We start from the raw sequence: 18,009 nt of genomic DNA, 5'->3' as shown, positions 1-18,009 counted from the left end.
CGGTTTTCAGTGCTGCTGGTGGTGGCGACGACCAAAGTACTCGGTCGCTGCGGCCGTCAGGCCACTGTCCCCGACTTCTCTGATCAACTGATTAAGAAGATCAGGGTCGGCTCCGCGTTTCGCTACCCAGAACACGTCGATCATGCGAATGTAGGCAATCAGGAGGGGGTCAGTCAGGCGACATTCGAGCTGCTTGAGCTCGTGCCCGGAACGCAACTGAGCTTCGAGCCGCATCCATTCTTCGAACTCACCGCTTGACCTTTCCCAGTCGGTATCGAATCGCGCCTGTGACTCATCATTGGGAAGCTCGCCCGAGCTCGGCTGTGCGAGCACGACCTGGGAGGCTTTGTCAAAGTGCCGCTCGTACAGGTGCAGAGAGGAACTGAAGAAGACGAGGCGGCCGGGATCGTGGCCGAGCCAACGGGCCATCATTTCGAGCAGTAGGGTCCACTCGAAGGTGTTGATACCCGAGAACCCCCACCAGATATCGGTACTGCGCGCCGCCACATGAAGGTCGAGGTGCCCGTCTCGGACTATGAAGTGGAGCCAGTTGTTGCACGGAATATCGCGGCTGGCGACGAAGTCGCGATCTGGGTCGTAGATGCTGATGACCGCACGCCGAGAGGCCGGGTCGGAGCGGAGGATCTTGACAACCTCCGAGAGCTGGTCGACCCCGTTCCAGTCGCGTAGTCGCGGACCGTAGCCTGCTCTCCACGTAACCCCGTCGTCAGAAAAATCGGAGGCGCGCCTCAGATACGCTCCAAGGTAATCCAGATCGTTACGTCCGTAGATCACCCACATGCTCTCGGCGATGGAGGCAAACACATTGTTGTGCCGGTGGGGCACGATGACATGCCGGGCGCGAACGTTTGAGATCTCGATGAGCCGAGCGCGCAACTCACGTGTGGTCTCGCCGCGGACCTCGATGGTTTCACCGGCGTCGATGATGCATCGCAGTTCCTCCATGAACGCGGTTTGGGCATCCTTGTAGATAGTCACGAAAGGTCACCGTGCTTGTCCCAGGTAAGCAAGCCCACGTTCGAGGAGGCTTGCTGTTACCAAAGCGTATGTTGACTCTTCGCTGCCGCTCGGAATGACAACCGCGAGATCAGAGTGCTCTTCGATGAGCGCACGGTAACCCGCCTCTACGCCCTCTGTGTTGTTGCCGTCAACATGATGGGGTTCAAGGAATACAAACACGACCGATGGGACGATAGGCGCCCAGATCGTTTTGATGAGCTCGCGAAAGCTCCCCTCGGACAACCCAGATTGCTCCACCGATCCGCCGTACCACCCGTAGGCGAGGGTCGACCACCACCAGCGATCGAGGATCAACGACTGCATCTCGACCGCCCGCTCGAGTTCTCGGATCGACTCAGCGTGACACGCAAGATGCGCGAGTTGCTGCGCCAGACCCGACGTGGGTCTCTCGTCGGCGGTCGCGCCCTCCAACGCCATATACACGCTCTTGGTGAAGGGAGTGAAACCGCTCGGCATGTGGGCGAATACCGTCGAACTGTTCCCGACCGCAGCTCGGAGTCGCTCCAGCTGCGTCGACTTCCCGGTTCGGTCGAGTCCCTCGAAGACGACGACGGCACCTGGTCGGATGACGAGGCTTGTCTCAGACATCCCAGCTCCTCCGCTCCATCCAGCGTGGCTCCCGGGATGTGTCAGAGGTCACCCCTAGCATCAAGGTATGCGAGATGACGGGGTTATGGCGGGAGGCGCGACGGCGCGTCGCCTCGGCGACCCGTGGCGAGAGCTATCGGACGCTGGACGTGGATACCTCTCTGTCTACTTTTCGGAGCCTCTCGCCCGATGGCCGGTTCGCGAGATCACTCGGCCTGCAGACAACAAGAGTGACCCAAACATCGAGACCGGAACCTACGGGCTGTTCTCCACCTGTGAACCATCGATGCGAAACCGCATCGTCAACGACGGCGCGGCGACCGTGTTTTTTCTTACGACTAGAAGGAAGCACCAAGGTCGTGTTGTGTCCGGCTACTACCACGTCGGCTGGTACACCGAAGGTACTCAAGGGGCAGTGAATCGCGACTACGCTCTCGCGGCGGCAACCATGCGCTTCATTGAGCCCATCCTGGCGAGCGACCTGCCCGAACCGTTGGCGACAATCTGCTCTGCTCAGTTCCGTACGATGAAGCCGATAGACGTCGCTACGACTTCAGAACTCCGTAAACTCTGTGACAATCGGCCAGACCGCACTGCAGATTACCTGAGCGAGGTGGCCCGCGTCGAGACATTTGCCCGCGCCCGATCTGGATATGCATACCCATCGTGGGGGAGGGAGTTCGGCTTCACCTGGGACGACGCCGCCGGCTATTACCAAACCGATGCAGAACTGTCCAAGGTTCCGAACAGCTCGAAGAACCGCAAGTGGCGATGCCGCGAGTGCGGTTACGTCATCAAGAGCGGCGCTCTACTAAAGAGATGCCCGCTTTGTAAGCAGATGGCGACTCTTGCGCCAGCCGAGGAGGACGCATGACCCGTCGCGTATTCATCAGCTACCAGCATGCCGACCAGATGAAGGCTCGCGGCCTCAACCTGATGACCTACAACAAAAACGTCAACGTGGACTTCACTGGACGACACTTACTCGACCCCGTAAAGAGCCAGAACTCCGACTACATCAGTCGGAAGATCAAGGAGAAGATCAAGGGGTCATCGGCGACGATCGTGCTCATCGGCAAGGAGACGGCGCAGAGCGAGTGGGTCGAAAAAGAGATCCAATGGAGCAAAGAGCAGGGGAAAGGGATCATCGGCATCCGTATCGACCCCGATGCTACTGTGCCCGAAGGGCTAACAGAGTATGGTGCCGAGATTCTCGACTGGAGCTCGCCATCTGACGTCAACCAGTTCGACGACGCGATCGAACGAGCGATCGCTGCCACCTCTCGGGGCAAGAGTATGCCGATGAACACGCCAACCACATGCGGCCGATGAACTTGATAGCACCCCAGGCACGCATCGCGGGGCGTCCTACATCGGAGGTAGCCAAGTGATCATTCTGTACGCGGGAGTTCAGGCCGATGAGGTTGGACGAGCAGTGGCTCGGTTGCCCGAAGGGTCCGAGGAGGAGCTTCTGACACGGCTCAGAGGGCTCTTTCAATCGCTTCAGCCAAGTCGCTTGGTTGGAGCACTGGCTTCTGGTTCAGACATTCTCTTTGCTCGCGCGGCGTTGTCGGAGGGTATTCCACTACGCGTGCTCCTGCCCTTCGCGAAGGAGGATTTCAGGAGAACTAGCGTTGAGCCAAGGGGCGCTCGCTGGCTCGCACATTTTGACCGGATAGTCAGTGACGTGGCCGTCGATTTAGTAGAAGGGGATCGTCCAGTCCAAGAGACCGCGGAAGCGTTCAACGAACACAACCTCGCCATGCTTGACGACGCCGGCGCATTGGTTGAAGGAACGGACGAACGCGTCTGGGTCGTCGCTATCCGCCCGACGCCCGACCCAGGGGCGCCGACGGTCACTGACAACCTCGTTCTACGAGCCGAGGAGAGGGGGCATTTCGTGTTGGATTTGGCTCCCATTCATGACCAAGTATCGGCTTTCATCGTCATGCCCTACGGGGTTAAAAAGGATGTTCGTACCGGGAAGAAGGTGGACTGCGATCCGGCGTTTCACAGGGTTTATCGTCCGCTGTTGGAAGATGCTGATATTAGCTGGAACAGGGCAGATCTCGAGACCGACAGTGGAATCATACACTCGGGCATGATAGCGGCCTTAGCGAATTCTGACCTCGCATTGGTTGATCTTACGGCCACGAATTTCAATGTCGCGTATGAGCTCGGCGTTAGACACATATTCGCAGACCGAGCTACCGTTCTGATCAATCCACATGTTGAAGGGCACGCGCGCTCCGCCCCACCCTTCGATATCAACATGATCCGCATTCATTCATTCACGCGCGGGCAGGCGGTTTCGGATACGCAAGCCGAGGAAGCAATTCGAGCCCTGCGACCTGTTATTGAACGCGTGACCAGTGAACTCGAAGTGGATAGTCCAGCGCATAGCTGGTTCGATCTCGCCGCGTTGACGAGACCCTACTCGCAGCTCTCGCAGGTCGCCGCCGCGTTAACCGTTGAGAACGGGGCGCGCGACAGGATAAGTGTGGCGATCAAGTCATCTGACGCGGTCGCGATGAAGGCTGCAGCGGAATGGGTAGCCAGCGCGACGGAAGTCCACGAAGGGCTACGTCGCAGCCTCCGGATCGAACTGGCTATTGGACTGCATGCGGAAGGGGCCTACGAGGACGCACGGGCGCTACTAGAACTCACTCAGCCAACCCCAGATGATCCGCTACATCGAATCTGGCTTCAGGAGAGCGTCATGGTCTACCGACGCTTAGGGGAGGATGCACAAGACCCCGAAACCAGGCAGGAGCTCTGGCGCACGGCTCGCACATATCTTGAGGACGCCGAGAAGGCCGGGTACGCGGACTCTGAGACATACGGTAGCTGGGGAGGACTGATCAAACGAGAGCTAGAGAAGCAGCTCGACAGCGGGGATCCAGCCGTTGCGGTGAGTCTTTTCCGGGAGATGGCAGAGAAGTATCGTGCCGGCTTCGAAAGCGACCCTAGCTACTACACGGGGGTCAACCTGCTTATGGCACTTCGCCTCGGCGGGCGGGAGAGAGACGATTCCTTTCGAGAGGAATTTAACGAGGTTCTCACGGTCTCCCGTTTCCTCAATAGGCTTGCGATTGCGGACGGGCCGACTGACTACTGGGCACTTGCAACACGCGCGGAACTGACGCTGCACGAGTGTCTTGAAGGCGGTACGCCTGTTGACGAGGTTGCGGAACAGTACGCGGAGGCGGCTCGGCATGGCAACGCTGATCAGGTTCGATCCACGAAGTACCAACTGGGCTTCTTGGCTAGGTATGGCGACCCGGAAGATGTTATTGAACGGCTCAGGGCAGTAATAGAGCAGGCGCGTTAGGAGAATCTGTGGGCATGTACAGTTCGCGCACCCTGGGCGCGCTACGGGAGTTGGCTGCAATAACACGGCAGTACCAAAGTATTGCGGAGGGGGATCGAAAGACAGCATCGTCGCCTATTCGTCATAAAGTGTTTATTAGCTATCACGCAGTGGATGCGGTGGAGGTTCTCGAGTTCATTGAGGGGAACACCGATGTTTTCATACCGCGAGCTATAGGCATGGAAGAAGATGGCTCCGACATCATAGATTCGACGAACGTCGCGTACATCCGTCAAACGATCAAGTCCAAGTTCCTGCGGGACTCGACTGTGACTCTCGTGGCGATTGGTGAGTGCACCTGGGCTCGAAAGTTTGTGGACTGGGAGATATATACGAGCCTTCGTTCGGACCCCACTCCGAACGGGCTTCTAGCAGTTCAGCTCCCGTCAGTCGCTGGGTCTAGCCCTAGCATCCCCGCGCGGTTGTCGGCCAACCTTGCGCCTAACGGCGAGACGGGTTACGCGAACTACTACGTTCCGCCCACGAGCCAGAGCTCCTTGAGAAGCTGGATTCAGGAAGCCTTCGATGGACGAACCTCTCGCGCATCGTTGCTCAAGGTCGGCGGCAAGTTGCGCGAGCGGAACTCGCCATGCGAACCGCAGTGAATGTCCTGTCAACCAAATGCAGGTGCTTCCGGGCGACGACAGTGCGCTGGTTTGAAGGCGGAGCGGTTGGGGTCCGCATTGAGGGGGACCAAAAGGGGACCAGAATCATGAAATCCATGCGTCTCGTGACGTGCTCTGCATGATCTGAGACCCGGAAACACGCGGATTTTGGCCCCGGCGTATGCGTCTGGACGCCTGGGGGTCAAGGGGTCGCAGGTTCAAATCCTGTCAGCCCGACCAGTACAGGCTTATTCAAACCTATGGACTGAATGACCCTGTGCGGTAGTGAAGGAGAGCCTTCCGCAGAAATGCGGGAGGCTCTCTTCGTTTTCTGCTGCTTCTCGGTCATCTCGGCGAGGCGGTGTTGGGCGCGCCAGTCGTGGAGGGTGGAGCGCGGACGTCGGGCCGGTAGCGATGAGTCCGATGCGCTGGTCGCGGATCTCCCAGCCGTGGCAGTACGGACAGTGAACGACATCGTGACCCCAACGCTCGCGCAGTCCCGCTATGGGTGGGAACTCGTCGGTGACGCCGGTCGCGATCAGCAGGGTGCCTGCGGCGAGGGCGTTGCCGTCCGCGAGGTGGACAGCGAATCTGTCGGGATCAGGTGAGACGGCGACGACTTTCCCGTGGACGATTTCACCGCCGAAGGATGCGACTTCGTCGCGTCCGCGTGCGAGGAACTCGAGCGGGTTGATCCCTTCGAGTCCCAGCAGGCCGTGGGCAGCGACCGCGGGTGCGTTTCGGAGTTCGCCGTTGTCGATGATGCTCACGCTGCGCCGTGCGCGGGCGAGCGTCAGTGCGGCACTCAGTCCCGCTGGACCTCCGCCGATGATGATGATCTCCCGATCGGGCCGTGTCATGACGACTCCGCCGATTCGGGCTGGGTGGGGCGACGCAGGAAGACGGCAACCGGGATAGCCGCGCAGCTGATGAGTGCTCCGATGAGGAAGGCGAGTTGGACGCCGCCCGCGGAAGCGGCGGGTGTTCCTGTTCCGGAGGTGGCACCGAGGCTGAACAGGGTCACGAACAGTGCGATGCCGGCGGCCCCGGAGACCTGCTGCAGAGTGTTGACGATCGCGCTGCCGTGAGGGTACTGGACCGGGGTGACCGAACCGAGCGCGGTGGTCATGAGGGGAGTCACCATGAGCGAAGTGCCGACGCTGAGGAACAGGTGCATGGCGATGACGAGACCGACCGGGGTCTCGCCTCCCAGAGTCGAGAGGGCGAACATGGCGAGGGCGACGACGATCGAGCCGGGCAGGATGAGCACCCGAGGGCCGACTTTGTCGTAGAGGGCTCCGACGAACGGCGCGAGCAACCCGGAGAGGATTCCGCCCGGTAGGAGCATCAACCCGGCGACGTGCGCGGGCTCACCGAGGACCTGCTGGATGTAGAGCGGGAGCAGGATGAGGGAACCGAACAACGCCATCGAGACGACGACGATCGCGACGGTCGACAAGGTGAACGCACGGTGGGCGAACACACGGACATCGAGCAGCATCCTGTCGGTGTGCCGCAACGCCAGCTGACGCACGATCAGGGCCGCGAGCGCGGCGACGCCAACGGCTAGCGGCAGCCAGATCCCGAAGCTGCCTTTCGCGCCACGCGGCTCGCCGATGCTGACGAGGCCGTAGATGAGGCCTGCGAACCCCAGCGCCGACAGCGCGACGGAAAGGATGTCGAATCGTGCATGCGAAGTGGGCGTGACGTTGCGGAGCCAGCGTGCACCTGCCGCGATCGCAATGAGCGCGATCGGCAGGACGATCAGAAAAATCCACCGCCAGCCGAGCCCGCTGAGGATCACCCCGGACACTGTCGGGCCGATCGCAGGGGCGACAGCAGTGACGACAGCGACGAGCCCCATGCTGCGTCCCCGCTTGTCGGGCTCCACGAGATTCATGACCGTGGTGAACAGCAGAGGCAGCATGATCGCCGTCCCGGTCGCCTGCACGATGCGCGCCACGAGGAGCAGCTCGAATATCGGGGCGATCGCCGCGAGCGTCGTTCCCAGGGCGAAGAGGCCCATTGCGGTGAAGAAGTTGCGGCGCAGCGTGTAGCGCTGCAGCAGCAACCCGGTCACCGGGATCACCACCGCCATCGTGAGCATGAACGCTGTGGTCAGCCACTGCGCGGCGCTTGCCGTGACCCCGAAGTCGGCCATGATCGGCGGGATCGCGACTCCCATCGCGGTCTCGTTGAGAACGACGACGAAGGCCGAGACGAGAAGCAGTCCCAGCGCGAGCCCGGCCCTACGAGGCGGGTCCGTCGAGGGACTTGGTTTGATGTTGAGGGTGTTTGCCATCTGATATCTCCTTGCGGCACTTGCGCCTAAACTGGTACTGAGTACCATAATAACACGGTGTGCTAAAATGGGACCATGAACACCCATCGACCATCAGCCACCCCAAACCTGCGGGAACGCCGCAGACGGGAGATGGCGCGCTCGATCGCGAATGCCGCGGTCGAGCTGTTCGAGCGCAACGGGGTGACCGCGACGACTGTGGAGGACATCGCCGCGGCAGCCGGGATCTCCCGCACGACGTTCTTCCGCCACTGCCCGGGCAAGGAAGCCGCCGTCCTCGTCGACGACGGCGGCTTCGAGGCGGAGCTCGTCACAGCGGCAGAGTCCTCAACGACCGACAACCCCCGCCGCGCCCTCGACGACGCCTGGAACTCCATGACCGACGCATTCGACGCCGACCCAGAGGGCTACGACCGCTTCCTCCGAGTACGGCGGCTCATGAAAGACAACCCGTCGCTGGTCGCAGCCGGCCTGCAACGCAACGCTGCCCTGGCCGAGCGCATCGCTCAGGCACTGCACGACAGCGCAGGCCTGCCCCAACTCGACGCTCACGCCGTCGCTGAGAGTTTCGCCGCGATGATGCACCTCACCTTCGACGAATGGGTGCGCCGTGTCGACCAGAAGACCGCAGGCGTCACGTTGCGCACCGTGCACGACGACGTCGTCGCCGCATTCGCGCGCGCCACTCAGGAGCGCGCTTCATGAGCGAGACCTTCGACAAGAACTTCTGGGAATCGCATTGGAACCACGATCCCGGTCACGAGCGGCAGCTACTCCCCGCGAACCCCTACCTCGAAACCGAGCTCGCCGGCCTCACCCCCGGCACGGCACTCGACGCAGGATCCGGCCAGGGAGCCGAAGCGATCTGGCTCGCCTCCCACGGCTGGAACGTCACAGGCGCCGACATCTCCGCCCACGCTCTCAGCCAAGCCCATGCGCGTGCAGCCGCCGAAGGTATCGATGTGAACTGGGTCGAGTCAGACCTCAGCATCTGGCAGCCGAAGGAGTCCTACGATCTCGTCACCACCTTCTACGCTCACCCCACGATCCCGCAGTTGGAGTTCTACGACCGCATCGCCGAATGGGTCCGTCCGGGCGGCTCGCTCCTCATCGTCGGCCACCTCCACACAGACAGCACCCACCACCACCACAGCACACCCGCCCATGCTTCAGCCCGCGCGGCGTCCGTCGCCGAAAGGCTGACCGCCTCGGGTTGGCGGATCGACACTGCAGAAGAGCGAGAACGTCTCGTCCAAGATCCGCTCGGACGCACCATCCCGATCGCGGACTTCATCGTGCGTGCCACACGCGACCTGACGTAGAGCAAGGTCGACGGACCTCCGCTTTCAGCGTGTCATTGCGTCGCCTCGTTCGGCGTTCGCTCGTTTCAGCCCCTCAGCGAGTGCTGCTATCGGTGGCTACGCCTTTGCCGTGACGCGGTCGCGGAGAATCTCGACGATGTTCGTGCGGTAGCGATCTCGGACCCGGTGCTTGACGCCCTTCTTCATCTCCCCGACGAGTTTCTGAACGGACTCACCGTGGCGGAAGGTGCCGCCCGCAGCGAAATAGGCACGGAGCCAGGCATCGACATCGAGCGGATAGCCCGCTGCTGTGAAAGCCCGGACCAGCTGCACGGCTGCGTCCTTGCCCTTGCCGGAGCCGAGCCCGGAAGGCGATTCCAGGAGCGGCGATGACGAGGCTCCCGAGGTGCAATCTCGCCGCTCGCTCCTGCGATTCGCTGCAAATCTTCCGTGCTGATCCCCGTTGCCGAATATGTGGAACAGAGGTCAATAAGGCCGACCGAGAGCCCTGGTGAGAGGCAACTTTCACCAGGGCTTCGTCGTTTCTGGGTGGGACCCGCCGGCTCTCGCCGACCGCCACAGCTTGTACCTGCGGCGCGCGGCGCTCCGGTGCGCGAGGTCGAACAGCAGGGCAACGGTCGACGGCATCGCCGGGCGGCGCGAGCCGTGCGGTGCGGGGCAGCGGAAGTGCCGGTGGATGACCGCCTGCCGGGCGGCGGACGCGAGCGCCTTGTCCCGGATCCGCACGACCGGGTACGGCACGTCTCCCTCGTGGCCCGCGAGCCAGTGCTTGGCCGCGCTCGTCGACACCCCGAAGGCCGTCGCCACGCCGACCAGGGCCGCTCCGCTGTCGAGCACCGTCTGCGCCACGGAGCGGCGACGGATGCCGCCGGTCACCATGATCGGCATCGTCGCGTGCTGGATGAGGTCCCGTGCGAAGTCGAGGAAGTACGCCTCCCGGGCGAGCGTGCGACCATCGGCCGCGTGCCCCGAGGTCGCCAGGCTCTCGATGCTGCCCCCGGAGAGCTCCACGAGGTCCACCGCCTGCTCTCCGAGCATCCCGATCACCTGCCTCGCGTCATCGACGTCGAATCCGCCGCGCTGGAAGTCGGCCGAGTTCAGTTTCACCGCGACGGCGAACTCCGGCGCCACCCTCGCCCGAACCGCCCTGACCACCTCGATGAGGAGTCGGGCGCGGTTCTCGAGCGAGCCGCCCCAGCGGTCGTCGCGCCGGTTCGTGAGCGGCGACAGGAACTGGGAGATCAGGTAGCCGTGCGCCGCGTGGATCTCGACTCCGTCGAAGCCGGCCTGCTCGGCGAGCGCCGCCGTGGTGGCGAACCGGTCGATGGTCTCGGCGATGTCGTCCTCGGTCATGGGCCGCGGGGTCCCGAACATCGTGGACAGGCCGCCCAGGTCGACGCGGACGTCCGACGCGGACCACGTGACGGGAGCCAGATCCTTCTGGACGACCCGTCCGGGGTGGTTGATCTGCATCCAGACGCGGGCGCCCCCGGACCGGGCCGCCGAGGACCACGCCCGGAACGCCGAGAGGTCGGAGTCGCGGTCCAGGACGACGTCCGCCGGCTGCGCGAGCGCCCGTGCGTCGATCATGACGTGTCCCGTGATGAGCAGCCCGGCGCCACCGCCCGCCCACGCGGAGTACAGCCTCAGCAGGGCGGGTCCCGGCTCCTGCCCGGGCCCCGCGAGGTTCTCCTCCATCGCCGCCTTGACGATCCGGTTCGCAAGAACCGTTCCGTTGGCGAGCACCAGGGGGTCGGAAAGGTGGGTCATGTCGGTCAGCCTCCCAATGCTTCGAGTATCGAAGCTCTCAGGAGGCTAACATCGTTCGAGCCTCGAACCAAACTGGTAGTTTGCAGGTATGCAGCAATCGGATCTGGTGCGCGCGGTCGTGGCCAACCATCACATCTTCATGCTCACCAGCGAGAGGATCGCGGCCACCCTCGCCGCCCACGGTCTCACCCAGGCGACCGCCCAGGCGCTGTGGGCGATAGACCCGGACGAGACGCCGCCCTCCATGACCACGATGACGGAGCGCCTGTTCTGCAACGCCCCCAACCTCACGTTCGTGGCGGGGCAGCTCATCAAGCGGGGGCTCGTGTCGCGCTCCGTGGATCCCGCCGACCGGCGCTCGAGGGTGCTGTCGCTGACCGAGGAGGGTCGGCGTGTGCGGGCGGACATCGTTCGCGTCACCCTGCAGCAGTCGCCGTTCGCCGCCCTCGATCCCGCGCAGCTCGCCACGATCGCCTCGATCACCGACGAGGTGCTCGCCCACTCGGTCGCCGAGCGCGAGGGTTGAGGCGGCGGGCCTTCCGTCACGCGTGACGCGCCCCTCCCTCCACGTGGATCGTCTCGCCCGACACGAAGCCGGCCGTGAGGAGCCAGAGCGCGGCCTCGGCGATGTCGTCCGCGGTGCCCGCGCGTCCGACCAGGTTCGCGGCGGCGGCGCCCTCGAGGAGGCCCTGCTTGGTGTCCGCGCCGAGGGCGTCCCAGGTGCCGGAGTCGACGATCCCCGGGGAGATCGCGTTGACCCGCACGGGGGCGAGCTCCACCGCGAGGTGGGCGGCGAGGAACTCGACCGCCCCGTTGCTGACGCCCATGATCGTGTAGGGCGGCGACGGCTTCCACGCCGCGATGCCGGAGAACAGCACGATCGAGCCGGTCGGCGGCAGCAGCGGTGCGAAGTGCTTCGCCACCAGGAGCGGCCCGAACACCTTCGCGTCGAAGGCGCCGACCATGCTCGGGTAGTCGAGCTCCGACACCGGCGCGTTGTGATGCGCCGACGCCGTGATGACGATGTGGTCGACCGTGCCCAGCTCGGCCGCCGCCGCCGCGATGTCGGCCTCGTCGGTGAGGTCGAGACGGATCGCGCTGCCCCGGGGAAGCTCGGAGGCGACCGCCGACGCCCGCTCCGCGTCGCGCGCCGCGACGACGACCGCGGCCCCGGCATCCGCCGCGCGGCGGGCGATCGCCTCTCCCAGGTACCTCGATCCGCCGATCACGAGGACCTTCTTGCCGCTCAGTTCCGAACCCATCGCTCGCCTTCCTCTCGCACTCGCCGACCCACCCGGCCGGCCTCTGCCAGCACGGTATGCTTTCGATACCGGTATCTTCAACGTGACCGAACGGCGGGAGGGACCTTGGGCAAGGCGTACGACGTGATGGCCGCGACGTGCCCGAGTCGAACGGTGCTGCATCGCATCGGGGCGCGCTGGACGGTCTTCGTGGTGACGGCGCTCGCAGACCGCACGATGCGCTTCGGCGAACTGAAGGATCACATCCAGGGCATCACGCCGAAGGTGCTCACCGAGACCCTGCGTGCGCTGGAGGCCGACGGACTGGTCGCGCGAAGCGAGTTCGACGTGCACCCGCCGCGTGTCGAGTACGCGTTGACCCCGCTCGGGCAGTCGCTTCGGGTGCCCCTGCAGTCGGTACGCGAGTGGGCGGAGACGCACGTTCCCGAGATCCACCGCGCCCAGCGTGCGGCGGAGGAGGCCCGCTACCCGGCGAGCGACTCGTCGTCGGCGTCGAACGCGTAGTCGCGCGGGGGAGCGGCGGGCGCGGGCGGCAGCGCCGCGTGCCGCGGGCCCGACACGGGCACCGGCGGGGCGGACGGGGCGGGCAGGATCGCGAGCACTTCGCCCACGACGCCCGCCGGGGCGGATGCGGCCGCGGGCGTGTCGGGGCTCTCGAAGCTCTGCACGGCGGCACGGGCGGCGGCGACCTTCGCGGCGGCCAGCCGCGCGGCCTCGAGCGCCGCGGTCGCCTCCGCCTCGGCGGCGAGGGCCGCGGCCTCCGCGTCGGCGAGGCTCGCGGGACCTGAGGCGACGGCGACCCGCCGTCCGACGAACGGGGCCTTGGTGAGCAGCCCGCGGCGGCGGGTGCCGGTGAGGAGGTCGCCGCCGGAGAACGCGATCTCGTAGACGTGGTGGGCGTTGCCGCGCGACGACCCCGCCGAGAGCAGCTCGAAGCGCAGGACGGCGCCCGAGGCATCCACCCGCGCCGGGCGTCCCTGCGCCTCGGGGTCGGCATCGCGCACCGCGAGGGCGCTGCCGTTGTCGAAGAACTCGACGCGGCCGGCCCAGCCGCCGCGTCCGCTCTCGCCGAGGAAGAGGTCCCACTCGCCGAGGATGTCGCTGGTCATATCGTCGCCTTCCGGTAGACCGCGACGGTGCGGTGGTGAACTCGCACCGCCAGTCAAGAGGGCCAATGTTCCAGGCGCGTTACGGGTAGGCCCTCCATCCGCCCCCAATACGAGGGGTTTTCGCCCTGGCGCGCCATCCGGCGGCGCGTCAGGCGACCGGACTAGCGTGGTCACCACCCGATCAGGAGCCCTGTGATCACCGCACGTCCGTTCCGCGCCCTCGTCGCGCGGTTCACCCGCACCCGCTTCTTCCGTCGCTTCGGCCCGCGGATGATGCCCGCCCTCGAGCGGTTCGCGAGCTGGATCACGCGGGGGCGCGGCGGGCCGATCAGCGGCGCGATCGTGCCCTCGCTCGTACTCCACACGACGGGCGCGAAGTCGGGCGAGCCGCGCGAGACCGACCTCATGTGCTGCCCGATCGACGACGGCGTCATCCTCGTGACGGGCTCGAACTTCGCGCGCCCCGAGCACCCGGCCTGGACCTGGAACCTGCTCGCGCATCCGGATGCCGAGATCGAGTACCTCGGCGAGCGGATCCCCGTGCGCGCCGAGCTCGTCGGCGACGATGAACGCGAAGAGGTGTGGCGCACGCTCGAGGACCAGTGGCCCGGATACCGGGGCTACGAACGCAGCTCGGGTCGCGTGCTGCGGGTGTTCCGGCTCATCCCGCGCTGAGGTCGCACGCGCGTGTGCCCGCTCAGTCGCGGTGTGACGACCACAGCGAGTCGCGCGTGCCGGGGATGAGGCGCCGCCACAGGCCCCCGCGTTCGTGGTCGGCGATCGCCGCAGGCAGTTCGACGGTGAAGTTCTCGATGCCGCGCGCGCCGCTGCGCACCGCACTCGAGACGGCGCTGCCGACGAGCACCCCGAGCGCGACTCCCAGCACGCCCGCGAGCGCGGCCCAGAACACGTCCATGCTGCTGCCGCCTCCCACCACCGAGGTCAGCCCGATGACGCTCGCCGCGCCCGGCACGAGCAGCCAGAACGCCGGCAGGAAGGTCAGCTGGGCGGGCGCGCCGCGCCGCAGGGTCTCCACCCAGAGCACGAACGGCGTCACGACGAGCGCCCCCGAGAACCCGCTGAGCGCCGGCCCGAACAGTGCGCCTCCGGCGGTCTGCCCGCCGTACGCCACCAGCAGCGCCGCGAGCACCCAGCCGAAGGTCGCGGCGGGCGCCGAGAAGTGCAGGTAGTTGCCCACCGCGAGCAGCAGGATGCCGACGAGCGCCACCCACCAGGGGAACTCGTCGGCGACCGGCGCGTAGTCGTAGCTCGTCGCCCCCATCACGGCCCCCGCCGCGAGGATGCCCGACGACAGCAGGGCGAGGGTCACGAGCCCCGAGACGAGCCGCGCCGATCCGGCCACCGCCTGGCCGGTCGCGAGCTCTCGCGTCGCGTTGGCGAGCATGCCGCCCGGCAGGAAGGTCACGAGCGGCGCGATGAGCAGCAGCAGCGGGCTGCCGATCTCGAAGCGCTGGGCGAGCCAGAACACGACGATGCCGCACGCGAACGCCGCCGCCACCGGGAACACGAGCTGCAGCGCGGGCGAGCGCACGAGCTTCACGAGCCCCACCAGCAGACCGAGCGCGGCGCACAGCGCGAGCCCCTGCCAGGTGGGCACGAGCAGCAGCGACAGGCCGGCCGTGAGCACGGCGTGCCCGAGCACCCGCACCGGCCAGGCGAAGCGCGGCCGCTGGGCGCCGATCTCGTTGAGGCGGCGGATGCCGTCCGCCGGGTCGAGATGACCCGCCTGGGCGAGCTTCAGCAGCCCGTGCAGCGCGGCGATCTGGTCGAAGCGGAACTCCACGACCGAGCCGTCGCGCACCATCCCGCGGCCCTGGATGACGCCGTCCACCTGCACGAGCACGACGGTCGGCAGGATGATGAACTCGGTGTCGCCGACGCCGTAGGCGCGCGCCACCCGGGTGAGCGTCGACTTCACGGCGTCGACCGACTCGCGGGCCGCGATCATCGCCCCGCCGATCCCGAGCAGGAACTGCCGCAGCAGCTGCGCGTCGTCGGGGCTCGCCACGGCGTTCCTCAGCCGGCGCGCGACGCCGCGCGCTCGGGGTGGGCGTCGAACCACTCGGCCACGTACCAGCAGGTGGGGGTGATCTTCCGGCCCGAGCGCTCCACGTCGTCCACCGCGAACTCCACGAGCTGCGCCGCGTACCCGTGCCCGCGTTCGGACGGCACGGTCACCGTGTGGTGGAACACCACGGATGCGCCCTGGTCGCGGTACTCGAGCACGCTCACGAGGGCGCCGTCGCGCCGCAGCGTGTAGCGGCGGGCATCCGGCTCGTGGGCCAACTCGATCGCCATGCACCCAGCGTAGGCACCTCGGGGCCGCATAGCCTGGAGCCGTGAGCATCCGTGACATCCCGCTGACCACGATCGACGGCGACACGACGACCCTCGCCGCGCTCGGCGACAAGGCCGTCATGGTCGTGAACGTCGCCTCCCGCTGCGGCAACACCCCGCAGTACGAGAAGCTCGAGGAGCTGCAGAAGCAGTACGAGGACCGCGGGTTCACCGTGCTCGGCTTCCCGTGCAACCAGTTCATGGGTCAGGAGCCGGGCTCCGCCGAGGAGATCAAGGAGTTCTGCTCCACGACCTACGGCGTGACCTTCCCGCTCATGGAGAAGACGCGCGTCAACGGCTGGCACAAGCACCCGCTGTACGCCGCCCTCACCCAGGTGCCGGATGCCGAGGGCAAGGCCGGGCGCGTCACCTGGAACTTCGAGAAGTTCCTCGTGGCCCCCGACGGTTCGGTCACCCGGTTCCGTCCGAAGACGCAGCCCGACGCCCCCGAGGTCATCGCCGCGATCGAGCAGGCGCTGCCCGCAGAGTAGAGCCGCCGAGTAGGCCCCGCCGGTTCCGCCGCCGCTCAGTGGCCGCGGAGTCGCTCGATCTCGCGACGGTCGCGCTTGGTGGGGCGGCCCGCGCCGCGGTCGCGCACCGCGAACACCGTGCGCTCCTCCTTCGGCGGGGGAGCGGGCGTGAGGTCGTCGAACGCCGCCGCGGCGAGCGCCGCGCTCACCCGCTTCACGAGCAGCTGGCGCACCACGAGGATGCGCGTGCCGTGGCCGGTCACGACGCGCACCTCGACGCCCGGGCGCACCGTCTGGGCGGGCTTCGCGTTGTCGCCCGCGATCTTCACGTGGCCGGCCTTGCAGAGCGCCGTCGCGGCCGACCGCGACTTCGTCACCCGCACCGCCCACAGCCACGCGTCGATGCGCACCCCCGGCTCAGGCATCCGCGCCTCCCCGGCGGGCGCGCACCGGCTCGCCCTCGTCGCGCACGCGCTCGACGAGCTCGCGCCACGGGCCGCGCATGGCCGTCTCGGGCACCTCGGCCCGACGCTCCGGCTCGGGCGCGTGCACCTCGATGCACCAGGTGAAGCGGTCGGCGCCGTCGGGCACCGCACCCTCGTCCCACGGGCAGGCGTCGACGAGTCCCGCCCAGCCGTCCGGTTCGCCCGACTCGACCCGCCAGCCGCGGCGGATGCCGGCGATGCCGCCCGTGCGGGTCACCCGGATGGCGACCGCGGGGGCGTCGGGCGCGCTGCCGGGCGTCGCCTCGGGGTCAGGCCCGTCCGCCATCGATCGTCACTCCCACACCGTCCCAACCGGCACGCACCGCGTCGACCTCCGCCGACACCTCACCGTAACGCGCCGCCGCGGCCCGCGCCGTGGCGGCGGCGAAGCCCGCGAAGTCGACCGCCGGGTTCAGGCCGCCCGTCAGGGTGTCGTACCAGATGACCCCGGCGCGTTCCCAGGCGTGCCCGCCGAGCGCGTCGGCCGCGAGCACGAAGGCGCGGTTCGGGATGCCGGAGTTCAGGTGCACGCCGCCGTCGTCGTCCCGCGTCGTGATGTAGTCGTCGAGGTGCGCCGGCTGCGGATCCTTGCCGAGAACGTCGTCGTCGTAGGCGGTGCCGGGCTCCCGCATCGAACGCAGCGCCCGCCCCTCCACGGCGGGCGTGAAGAGCCCCTCGCCGACGAGCCAGCTCGCCTCGGCGGTCGTCTGCCGCCGCGCGTACTGCTCCACGAGCGCGCCGAACACGTCCGAGATCGACTCGTTGAGCGCCCCGGGCTGGTCGTGGTACTCGAGGCCCGAGGAGAACTGCGTGACGCCGTGGGCGAGCTCGTGCCCGATGACGCTCAGCGAACGGGTGAAGCGCTGGAACACCTCGCCGTCGCCGTCGCCGAACACCATGCGCTCGCCGTCCCAGAAGGCGTTGTCGTAGAGGCGCCCGTAGTGCACCGTCGCCCGCAGCGGCAGGCCGGCGTCGTCGATCGAGTTGCGCCCGAAGACCTCCGAGAACAGGTCGAAGGTGGCCCCGAGACCGTCGTAGGCCTCGTCGGCGGCCACGTCGCCGGAGGGCTCCTGCCCCTCGCGCCGGACGACGCGACCCGGCAGGACCTCGCGGCCGCCCGCATCCGACACCTCGCGGTCGGGGGCGTCCGAGAGCTCGGCGACGAGCGAGTCGCCGTCGACGCTCAGCGTGAGCCGTGCGGCCTTGCGCGGGGCGTCCATGCGCAGCGTGCGGCGCGCGGCCGCCGTCGCCGCGGGGAACCGCTCCGCGTCGGCCGTCGCGAGGCGGGCGAGCAGGTACGGGGGGACGATGCTGCGAGCCATGCGGG

Annotated in this window: 23 protein-coding genes; 10 read left to right on the top strand and 13 right to left on the bottom strand. The window is 66.7% G+C overall.

What is annotated here, in order from left to right:
- Positions 1-6: 6 nt before the first annotated feature.
- Together D7I47_RS13960 and D7I47_RS13955 are read right to left on the bottom strand one after the other, a co-directional pair.
- Entirely contained in the window at positions 7-999 is a 993-nt protein-coding gene (locus D7I47_RS13960) for a thymidylate synthase (RefSeq protein WP_120763623.1), read from the bottom strand.
- A gap of 6 nt (positions 1,000-1,005) precedes the next feature.
- Positions 1,006-1,629 carry a hypothetical protein gene (locus D7I47_RS13955; protein ID WP_120763622.1) on the bottom strand — a complete coding sequence of 208 codons (624 nt, stop codon included), beginning with the start codon at positions 1,627-1,629 and terminating at the stop codon, positions 1,006-1,008.
- Between the two features lie 67 nt (positions 1,630-1,696).
- Here D7I47_RS13955 and D7I47_RS14820 point away from each other — a divergent pair, with 67 nt between their 5' ends.
- The 4 genes from D7I47_RS14820 to D7I47_RS15280 all read left to right on the top strand — a co-directional run bounded on the left by D7I47_RS14820 (position 1,697) and on the right by D7I47_RS15280 (position 5,604).
- On the top strand, positions 1,697-2,503 hold the full coding sequence (locus tag D7I47_RS14820) for a rubredoxin-like domain-containing protein (protein ID WP_157981738.1): 807 nt from the start codon (positions 1,697-1,699) through the stop codon (positions 2,501-2,503).
- The gene (locus tag D7I47_RS13950; protein ID WP_120763621.1) at positions 2,500-2,961 is read left to right on the top strand and encodes a TIR domain-containing protein; all 462 of its coding nucleotides are present in this window, start codon (positions 2,500-2,502) and stop codon (positions 2,959-2,961) included. The genes D7I47_RS14820 and D7I47_RS13950 overlap by 4 nt, the downstream gene beginning before the upstream one ends.
- Before the next feature lie 259 nt (positions 2,962-3,220).
- Positions 3,221-4,960: a tetratricopeptide repeat-containing protein gene (locus tag D7I47_RS14815; RefSeq protein WP_157981737.1), complete on the top strand. Its 1,740-nt coding sequence runs from the start codon at positions 3,221-3,223 to the stop codon at positions 4,958-4,960.
- Positions 4,961-4,974: 14 nt separating this feature from the next.
- A complete protein-coding gene (locus tag D7I47_RS15280; protein WP_120763619.1) occupies positions 4,975-5,604 on the top strand; it encodes a TIR domain-containing protein in 630 nt (209 codons plus the stop codon).
- 248 nt (positions 5,605-5,852) lie between these two features.
- On the opposite strand, the gene D7I47_RS13935 is transcribed toward D7I47_RS15280, so the two are convergent.
- Both D7I47_RS13935 and D7I47_RS13930 read right to left on the bottom strand, forming a co-directional pair.
- A complete protein-coding gene (locus tag D7I47_RS13935) occupies positions 5,853-6,464 on the bottom strand; it encodes an NAD(P)/FAD-dependent oxidoreductase (RefSeq protein WP_120763618.1) in 612 nt (203 codons plus the stop codon).
- Entirely contained in the window at positions 6,461-7,906 is a 1,446-nt protein-coding gene (locus tag D7I47_RS13930) for an MDR family MFS transporter (RefSeq protein ID WP_120763617.1), read from the bottom strand. Before D7I47_RS13930 ends, D7I47_RS13935 begins: the two co-directional genes overlap by 4 nt.
- A 75-nt stretch (positions 7,907-7,981) precedes the next feature.
- On the opposite strand from D7I47_RS13930, the gene D7I47_RS13925 reads away from it, so the two are divergent.
- Both D7I47_RS13925 and D7I47_RS13920 read left to right on the top strand, forming a co-directional pair.
- Positions 7,982-8,611, top strand: coding sequence for a TetR/AcrR family transcriptional regulator (locus D7I47_RS13925; protein WP_120763616.1), 630 nt, complete (start codon positions 7,982-7,984; stop codon positions 8,609-8,611).
- Positions 8,608-9,228, top strand: a complete 621-nt coding sequence (locus tag D7I47_RS13920) for a class I SAM-dependent methyltransferase (RefSeq protein WP_120763615.1) — start codon at positions 8,608-8,610, stop codon at positions 9,226-9,228. Before D7I47_RS13925 ends, D7I47_RS13920 begins: the two co-directional genes overlap by 4 nt.
- A 96-nt stretch (positions 9,229-9,324) precedes the next feature.
- Here D7I47_RS13920 and D7I47_RS13915 read toward each other — a convergent pair whose 3' ends face one another.
- Together D7I47_RS13915 and D7I47_RS13910 are read right to left on the bottom strand one after the other, a co-directional pair.
- Positions 9,325-9,540 (bottom strand): hypothetical protein, encoded by a 216-nt coding sequence (locus tag D7I47_RS13915; RefSeq protein WP_120763614.1) that lies wholly within the window; start codon positions 9,538-9,540, stop codon positions 9,325-9,327.
- A gap of 192 nt (positions 9,541-9,732) precedes the next feature.
- Positions 9,733-10,998 carry an NADH:flavin oxidoreductase/NADH oxidase family protein gene (locus D7I47_RS13910; RefSeq protein WP_120763613.1) on the bottom strand — a complete coding sequence of 422 codons (1,266 nt, stop codon included), beginning with the start codon at positions 10,996-10,998 and terminating at the stop codon, positions 9,733-9,735.
- A gap of 88 nt (positions 10,999-11,086) precedes the next feature.
- Here D7I47_RS13910 and D7I47_RS13905 point away from each other — a divergent pair, with 88 nt between their 5' ends.
- Positions 11,087-11,524, top strand: coding sequence for a MarR family winged helix-turn-helix transcriptional regulator (locus D7I47_RS13905; RefSeq protein WP_120763612.1), 438 nt, complete (start codon positions 11,087-11,089; stop codon positions 11,522-11,524).
- Positions 11,525-11,540: 16 nt separating this feature from the next.
- On the opposite strand, the gene D7I47_RS13900 is transcribed toward D7I47_RS13905, so the two are convergent.
- Positions 11,541-12,260, bottom strand: coding sequence for an SDR family oxidoreductase (locus tag D7I47_RS13900; protein WP_120763611.1), 720 nt, complete (start codon positions 12,258-12,260; stop codon positions 11,541-11,543).
- Positions 12,261-12,413: 153 nt separating this feature from the next.
- Here D7I47_RS13900 and D7I47_RS13895 point away from each other — a divergent pair, with 153 nt between their 5' ends.
- Positions 12,414-12,764, top strand: coding sequence for a winged helix-turn-helix transcriptional regulator (locus D7I47_RS13895; protein WP_227000702.1), 351 nt, complete (start codon positions 12,414-12,416; stop codon positions 12,762-12,764).
- Here D7I47_RS13895 and D7I47_RS13890 read toward each other — a convergent pair.
- The gene (locus D7I47_RS13890) at positions 12,725-13,369 is read right to left on the bottom strand and encodes a hypothetical protein (protein WP_120763609.1); all 645 of its coding nucleotides are present in this window, start codon (positions 13,367-13,369) and stop codon (positions 12,725-12,727) included. The genes D7I47_RS13895 and D7I47_RS13890 overlap by 40 nt on opposite strands.
- 192 nt (positions 13,370-13,561) lie before the next feature.
- Between D7I47_RS13890 and D7I47_RS13885 the strand changes: the two genes are divergently transcribed.
- Entirely contained in the window at positions 13,562-14,044 is a 483-nt protein-coding gene (locus tag D7I47_RS13885) for a nitroreductase/quinone reductase family protein (protein ID WP_227000700.1), read from the top strand.
- A 22-nt stretch (positions 14,045-14,066) separates the two neighbouring features.
- Here the strand turns inward: D7I47_RS13885 and D7I47_RS13880 are convergent, their stop codons facing one another.
- Entirely contained in the window at positions 14,067-15,398 is a 1,332-nt protein-coding gene (locus D7I47_RS13880) for a threonine/serine exporter family protein (RefSeq protein WP_120763608.1), read from the bottom strand.
- An 8-nt stretch (positions 15,399-15,406) separates the two neighbouring features.
- Positions 15,407-15,688, bottom strand: a complete 282-nt coding sequence (locus tag D7I47_RS13875) for a GNAT family N-acetyltransferase (protein ID WP_120763607.1) — start codon at positions 15,686-15,688, stop codon at positions 15,407-15,409.
- Between the two features lie 41 nt (positions 15,689-15,729).
- Between D7I47_RS13875 and D7I47_RS13870 the strand changes: the two genes are divergently transcribed.
- The gene (locus tag D7I47_RS13870) at positions 15,730-16,218 is read left to right on the top strand and encodes a glutathione peroxidase (RefSeq protein WP_120763606.1); all 489 of its coding nucleotides are present in this window, start codon (positions 15,730-15,732) and stop codon (positions 16,216-16,218) included.
- A gap of 35 nt (positions 16,219-16,253) precedes the next feature.
- Here the strand turns inward: D7I47_RS13870 and D7I47_RS13865 are convergent, their stop codons facing one another.
- The 3 genes from D7I47_RS13865 to D7I47_RS13855 are packed head-to-tail and all read right to left on the bottom strand — an operon-like array spanning position 16,254 to position 18,004.
- Positions 16,254-16,622: an RNA-binding S4 domain-containing protein gene (locus D7I47_RS13865; protein WP_120763605.1), complete on the bottom strand. Its 369-nt coding sequence runs from the start codon at positions 16,620-16,622 to the stop codon at positions 16,254-16,256.
- Complete coding sequence (locus D7I47_RS13860) at positions 16,615-16,968, bottom strand: protealysin inhibitor emfourin (RefSeq protein WP_120763604.1); 354 nt, start codon at positions 16,966-16,968, stop codon at positions 16,615-16,617. The genes D7I47_RS13865 and D7I47_RS13860 overlap by 8 nt, the downstream gene beginning before the upstream one ends.
- A complete protein-coding gene (locus D7I47_RS13855; RefSeq protein ID WP_120763603.1) occupies positions 16,952-18,004 on the bottom strand; it encodes a M4 family metallopeptidase in 1,053 nt (350 codons plus the stop codon). Before D7I47_RS13855 ends, D7I47_RS13860 begins: the two co-directional genes overlap by 17 nt.
- Positions 18,005-18,009 lie beyond the last annotated feature (5 nt).

It is taken from the genome of Protaetiibacter intestinalis (assembly GCF_003627075.1).
GTDB lineage: Bacteria > Actinomycetota > Actinomycetes > Actinomycetales > Microbacteriaceae > Homoserinibacter > Homoserinibacter intestinalis.
The sequence above is the reverse complement of the archived record's forward strand: the minus strand, read 5'-3'. Positions and strand labels throughout refer to the sequence as shown.